A 5,922-nucleotide genomic window follows, 5' to 3' on the forward strand; every position below is an offset into this window, starting at 1 on the left:
CCACCGTTAATGGCTGCAACAAATGCATCAGGACCGCCTGCTGCTGCGCCAGTTACGGCACAGTTTGAACCATTGGTGATGTCTTTAATGATCACAGCGTTTGCGTCGCCGCCGCCTGGATCACGCGGGTTGCTGAAGAGCTGATCACCAACAACTTTTGTTTTCAGATAACTGAAACCCAGATTGATCATGACATCCGGGTCAGGGCGAAGGATGCCTTCTAGCTCGACACCATACACATCGGCATCAATCGTATCATTGACAGAAGTACGAGCGATAATTCGGCTAAGCTGCAAGCCCTTATACTTATAGTAGAAGGCCGTGGCATTTAGGACCAGCGCGCCATCGCCAAAGACATTCTTTGAACCGATTTCAAAATCAAGAAAATGAGCGATCGGTTGATCTAAGCTGATTTGGCCCTTTTCGACCGCTTGCGCCAAAGCAACGCCAATAAATATCTTGGACGTTGAGCCCAAAGTGAACGCGGTTGCCCCATTGATGCGGTTGCCTTTGTCTTTGTCGGCCAATCCAAAGCACATTTGCCCAATAGGGCCCTCAGGGCCAACCAATGCCAGCGCGGCGCCAGCGATGTTTTGGTCTTCCAACGCCGCTTGTGCTTCGGCTTTAAAGGTTTCCAATTTGGTTTGTGCAAGGGCTGGCTGCATCATCGCAGCCAAAATAAGGCCTGCGCCAATTATTGATTTCATGTTTCTCTCCACGAATGTTGAACGCCTTATATGGCACAACCTTGTGTGAGTTCAATATCAATCAAAAATATATTTTATGAAAGTAATACTTTAATTTATAAGTTGATAGTTTTCATTCATGTCTTGTCCTATCGCGCCGTCAATTGTTCTTTGCGAGCACGCATTCTGGGCTGAAGCAACAAATAGAGGCACGTGATGGCCAAGCAATAAACCGCATTGAACCAGCTTTGGCTAACCAGATTAATACCCAAATCAATTAGCCCACCCGCAATGCCCGGACCCGCAGCAGAAGCAAATACCATCACAGCGATGGCCAATGAACGAACCGCACCAATATGGGCAGTGCCATACATTTCTGCCCATAACGCACCAAAAACAGACGGCGCCATGCCCCCGCCCATTGCCAAGACCATCAAGAACAAGGGAATTGACCAGACTTCACTCAGGTTCGCCATAATCAAACAGGCAATGCCGATGGGGATATACATAAAAGGCAACAGCCGAAATGCGCCAAAACGATCCACCAAAAAGCCCGTAAGAATGGAAACCGAAACACCAGTGACCGACATAATGGGGAACCAGGCGGTATAAGTGGCCACCGACCAACCCTTAATGCCGACCAGATGCGCCTGATGGAAAAAATAGATGGTGGCGAGTGCGGGCAGGGTCATTGCCCCAAAAGCCAGCGCATAAAACAAAGGGTCGCGCAAAACCTTACGCCGCCGCCATTCGGTGCCCGACAGCATGTCATTTTGATCGGCATCTGGGTTTATGTCACCCCGCGCCTTTGCGCGTTTTCCATCGGGTGGATCACGCAACAAAAACACAATCAGCGGCAGCATCACCAACATTAAAAACCCAGCACCAATTGCCCAAATGTCGCGCCAACTCATGCTGGCAATAGCAAGGGTGATGATGAAAGGCAAAAGCGCTTCCCCCGCCGTATAGCCCATTTGTGAAAAAGCAAGCGCGCGACCACGAAATCGATTAAACCACCGTGCCATAGCCGTTTGCGCAATATGGGGCAGCATCCCTTGGCCGAAAAACCGCAAGCCAAACAAGATCAGGCACAAAACAATCCAATGGTTGACCATCGACATGGCCAGCGCCATCAGCGCCAAACCGATCGTGCACACAATGGCCAAAAATCGTGGCCCCAGCTTGTCAGTTACCTGCCCAACAGCGGCGATCAATATTGCACTAAAGATCGTCGCAAGCGTGTACAAACCCGCAAACTGGCCATCTGTCAGGTCAAAAAAGGCCCGAATGTCGCTGTTGAACTGGGCGATGAATAGCGTTTGTCCGCCCATTGAGGCGAAGGTCATCATAAACCCCGCGCCAATCCACTGCCATTGGCGAGACGTCAATTCAGAAAGCGGCGGACTTGGCGAAACAAGCGACATGGTGAACCTTGGTTTAGACTGTGGGGGCTGAACGTGATTGGAATCAGCGTGCAGGAAAAGAGCGGGCAATAGGCTGTAAAGTATTAAATTGGTACGTCCAATTTGTGTTTCTGCCAAGCCCTAGACTTACTTCAGCTAGGAGAAATGAGGTATTTTGGTGCACAAAAGCCACGAATTCCTATCAATTAACGAAATGTGAAAAAATGTGGTTAACTATGACTTAACAACGTGCTGGCTTCGCGCTAAAACTAAACCTATGGTGCATCCAGCCGGTCGGGTTGGGGAATTTGGGACTTTTGCTTGTGGTACGTTTTTTAAAGCAATTCGGGTTGGCTTGTGCACTTGTGCTCCTTGCTGCACTGCCTGCTGCTGCGCAGCAGCAAACAACCCACCTCACACCGCAATTGCTTGCGGCCTATGCAAAAACCAAATTCACCCCGACCGCTGATAAACTCAAAAACGTGCAAGCCGAAAAAGACTGCCTTACCAAAGCGGTCTACCACGAAGCGCGTGGCGAACCAGAAGCCGGTCAATGGGCGGTTGCGCAAGTCATCCTTAATCGAGTGAAAAGCCGCAAATATCCAAATACGGTGTGTGGCGTTGTCTACCAAAATGCCCATAAGGCCAACCGATGTCAGTTCTCATTTGCTTGTGACGGCAAGTCCGATAGTGGCGGCAACGGCAACCGCATTGTCCGGGTGAGTTGGGTCAAGGCAGGTCTGATCGCCAATTATGCCTATAAGCAATACCAGCAGCGCAAACCTTCAAAAATTCTGCCTGAAACCGCGCTTTTCTATCACGCCAAACGTGTGCAGCCCAAATGGGCGTCAGCCTACCAGCCAGTAAAACAAATTGGCGCGCATATCTTCTATACACCGCTCTAATCGGCTGCTAACTTTTCAACATGATCTGTTGAAAGGGCGCATTGATGTCTTCACTTCAAAACCTTGAACTCTGTTGGCAGGTGGAAGCAGCGTGTGCTGCTGCGTGGCCGGCAGGCCAGACAGTGCAGTGCCAAGGATTTGAGTTGCGGCAGACCGATGGCACACCCTCGCGTCGCATCAATTCGGTAAACCCCACGGCCGCATATGGGCTTATTGACCAACATTTGCTCAATACCGCCGATGAATTTTATAAGCAGCAGAACCAAAGCACGATTTTTCGAGTGCCTGATATGGTGCCCGAACTAGAGCGTTTTTTGGATGGGCAAAATTTCGCGCCGCCAGAAGCCCGCACAAAAACCCTGTTGGCCCCAAATATGTTCGGCTTTGAATGGCAACAAGATGTACAACTGACCACGCATGCCGACGATAGATGGCTGCAATTTGCATCAGACCGGGCGCATTTTCAACCTGATCATCGCATCAAGTTTCGCCAGGCACTGCTTAATATTGGTTTCCCAATTCTATTCGCTCACATTGAAGAAGACCAGGAAATAGCGGCCATTGCCTATGCTGTCGTGGTTGAAGATGTGGCCATCATCGAGTCCGTGGAAACAGCACCCAAATTTAGACGCCAAGGTCGTGCGGCAATGCTTTTGTCGAGTTTGCTTGCAAAATGTCGGAGCTTGGGCGCAACAAAAGCGGCGCTGCAAGTTGTTGCCGAAAACACTGCAGCGCGCGCCTTATATGAAAAGCTCGGCTTCACCGTCGAGCTTTACAATTATCATTATCGAACCAAGCCGCTAACGTGAACCTTAGTCCAAACTGCGTTTGGCAAATGCCACCATTGCCTGAGCTAAGAACGGGGTAAACCCTGTCGCCAACGCCTCATAGCGCGCAACAAAATCTGGATGGCTTTGGTACAATTGTGCAAGTCCAATGTAAGCAGATTGGTCAGGTTTTTTGCCCCACCATTGCGCCACCCACTGGTGGTGCCGCTTCATGGCCACATTCAATGCCTCATCTTCGCTTGTGATCCCACTTTGAAACGCAAGGATAATTTCCCCTTCAATCTCTTTAAGTTCTCCCATGCGCTGGGTGATCAGTTGGTCCTTTTTACCATCCGCGTCTTTTTCCAGTTTATTGCGCGCCAAATCGATATCTGGCGTCATGTGCGGTCCATGGTGATCAACCAACCATTGCTCATGTTCGCGTTGCTTTTTTGTTGAAAAGCCTTTGTATAGATCGTCCACTTTCATTTCTTCATTTCCCAATAGCTCATCGATTGCGCGGTCAATCGTTCTTATGAGTTGGTTTTGGCGACGCGCCTGCAATTGTAATTGTTTCTTGTGTTCAATGAGCAATTGCGCTCGATCTACATTGGTATTTTTCAGCGCCATGGCGATTTGGTGCAAACTTAGTCCCATGTCCTTAAAGAACAGGATTTGTTGAAGTTTCACCAATTCATCTCGCGTGTAATACCGGTAGTTGTTCGCGCCAATATAGGCGGGTTCAAGCAAGCCAATTTTGTCATAATGGTGCAACGTGCGTACCGAAACGCCCGCCATCTGTGCAACCTGTTTGACCTTGTAGCTTTGCATAACCCTTTTCCTTCCGCTGAAAAGAGAAATAGTCCGTGACGTAGCGTCAGGGTCAAGCCACAATTTTCAACAAAATTTGGAGCGTTTCAATGGGAGTGTCTAGCGGCGCTTTAGACCAATCACGATTGCCATCACAATGCCCGCAAATGTCCAAAGCGCGATATTTTGAAGGATGAACTCAAGGTCGATTTTCTTTTCCAAGACAAATACACTTGCCACCCCGAACATTGTTCCGGTGATCACGGCCCAAAAGGCACCGAACGCCCAATCTGCACGCTGCAAAATACTCATAAACCACCCAATAAAATATGTCTTTGTTCCGCAATCTTGTGCGCTGCGGTGAGTTTTATCGCTGAAAATTATCAGTTTGAACGGGCAGTGTCTAGCCAAACAGCAACGAACCCGGGGGCGTACCCCCAGGCTCTGGATCGTTTAAAACATTGAGGCGAGCTTAAGCTGCGCTGCTCAGACTTGGGCCAGCATTGGCCAGTTCTTCTGCGCTTGAGCCAAATTTAACGAAGTTCTCTTCGAACAATTTGACCAGCTTTTCTGCCTGTGCATCGTATGCCTTGCCGTCTTCCCAAGTGGTGCGTGGTTCAAGCAAGCTTGGATCAATACCTTCCACAACGGTTGGGACTTCAAAACCAAAGATCTCATCGGTGCGCATCGGTGTGTTCACCAATTCACCCGATAGGGCGCTGGTCAACAATGTGCGTGTATCTTTGATCGAAATACGCTCACCAACTCCATAAGGACCACCGGTCCAACCTGTGTTCAGCAACCAACATTCTGCAAGGCTTTCACCCAATTGCTTTTTCAGCATTTTGCCGTAAACGCTTGGGTGCAATGACATGAACGGCGCGCCAAAGCAGGCTGAAAATGTTGCCTGAGGTTCTGTTACACCGCGCTCTGTGCCAGCTACTTTTGCAGTATAGCCAGACAAGAAGTGGTAGATGGCCTGATCCGGGGTTAAACGCGCAATTGGTGGCAAAACGCCAAATGCATCTGCGGTCAACAAGATCACTGATTTGGGTGTTGGGCCCATGCCTGTGCGGCTCACATTGTCCAAAGCGGTCAATGGATATGCAGCGCGGGTATTCTCGGTCTTAGAACCATCGTTGAAATCGGGCTTAAGCGTTTCTTCGTCCAGAACAACATTTTCAAGCACCGTGCCGAAACGTTCTGTCGCGCCAAAAATCTCTGGCTCAGCTTCGCGAGACAATTTGATGGTTTTTGCATAGCAACCGCCTTCAAGGTTGAAAACGCCATCTTTGTGCCAGCCGTGCTCATCATCGCCAATCAATGTGCGTTCCGGGTCTGTAGACAAAGT

At 49.4% G+C, this 5,922-nt stretch carries 7 protein-coding genes; 2 read left to right on the plus strand and 5 right to left on the minus strand.

Features of this window, described 5'->3' with window-relative positions:
- Together Q0231_RS07870 and Q0231_RS07875 are read right to left on the minus strand one after the other, a co-directional pair.
- On the minus strand, positions 1-707 hold a 707-nt coding region (locus Q0231_RS07870; protein ID WP_299346934.1), incomplete at its 3' end, for a serine hydrolase.
- Between the two features lie 128 nt (positions 708-835).
- The gene (locus Q0231_RS07875) at positions 836-2,110 is read right to left on the minus strand and encodes a nitrate/nitrite transporter (protein WP_269393168.1); all 1,275 of its coding nucleotides are present in this window, start codon (positions 2,108-2,110) and stop codon (positions 836-838) included.
- Between the two features lie 302 nt (positions 2,111-2,412).
- Here Q0231_RS07875 and Q0231_RS07880 point away from each other — a divergent pair, with 302 nt between their 5' ends.
- Positions 2,413-2,994 (plus strand): cell wall hydrolase, encoded by a 582-nt coding sequence (locus tag Q0231_RS07880; protein ID WP_269393167.1) that lies wholly within the window; start codon positions 2,413-2,415, stop codon positions 2,992-2,994.
- A gap of 44 nt (positions 2,995-3,038) precedes the next feature.
- Complete coding sequence (locus Q0231_RS07885; RefSeq protein WP_299346937.1) at positions 3,039-3,803, plus strand: GNAT family N-acetyltransferase; 765 nt, start codon at positions 3,039-3,041, stop codon at positions 3,801-3,803.
- A gap of 3 nt (positions 3,804-3,806) precedes the next feature.
- Here Q0231_RS07885 and Q0231_RS07890 read toward each other — a convergent pair whose 3' ends face one another.
- The 3 genes from Q0231_RS07890 to Q0231_RS07900 form a co-directional block, all read right to left on the minus strand.
- The gene (locus tag Q0231_RS07890; RefSeq protein WP_299346939.1) at positions 3,807-4,592 is read right to left on the minus strand and encodes a MerR family transcriptional regulator; all 786 of its coding nucleotides are present in this window, start codon (positions 4,590-4,592) and stop codon (positions 3,807-3,809) included.
- A gap of 99 nt (positions 4,593-4,691) precedes the next feature.
- Positions 4,692-4,883 carry a hypothetical protein gene (locus tag Q0231_RS07895; protein ID WP_269393164.1) on the minus strand — a complete coding sequence of 64 codons (192 nt, stop codon included), beginning with the start codon at positions 4,881-4,883 and terminating at the stop codon, positions 4,692-4,694.
- Positions 4,884-5,043: 160 nt separating this feature from the next.
- Positions 5,044-5,922: phosphoenolpyruvate carboxykinase (ATP) (locus Q0231_RS07900; protein WP_299346940.1), on the minus strand; the 879-nt coding region annotated here is incomplete at its 5' end.

The sequence above is a fragment of the uncultured Maritalea sp. genome, assembly GCF_937139385.1.
In the GTDB taxonomy this organism is placed as follows: domain Bacteria; phylum Pseudomonadota; class Alphaproteobacteria; order Rhizobiales; family Devosiaceae; genus Maritalea; species Maritalea porphyrae_A.

Coding starts and splice junctions, on each gene's coding strand:
- Q0231_RS07890 (WP_299346939.1), bottom strand. CDS start 4,592: ATGCAAAGCTACAAGGTCAAACAGGTTGCACAGATGGCGGGCGTTTCG.
- Q0231_RS07895 (WP_269393164.1), bottom strand. CDS start 4,883: ATGAGTATTTTGCAGCGTGCAGATTGGGCGTTCGGTGCCTTTTGGGCC.
- Q0231_RS07885 (WP_299346937.1), top strand. CDS start 3,039: ATGTCTTCACTTCAAAACCTTGAACTCTGTTGGCAGGTGGAAGCAGCG.
- Q0231_RS07875 (WP_269393168.1), bottom strand. CDS start 2,110: ATGTCGCTTGTTTCGCCAAGTCCGCCGCTTTCTGAATTGACGTCTCGC.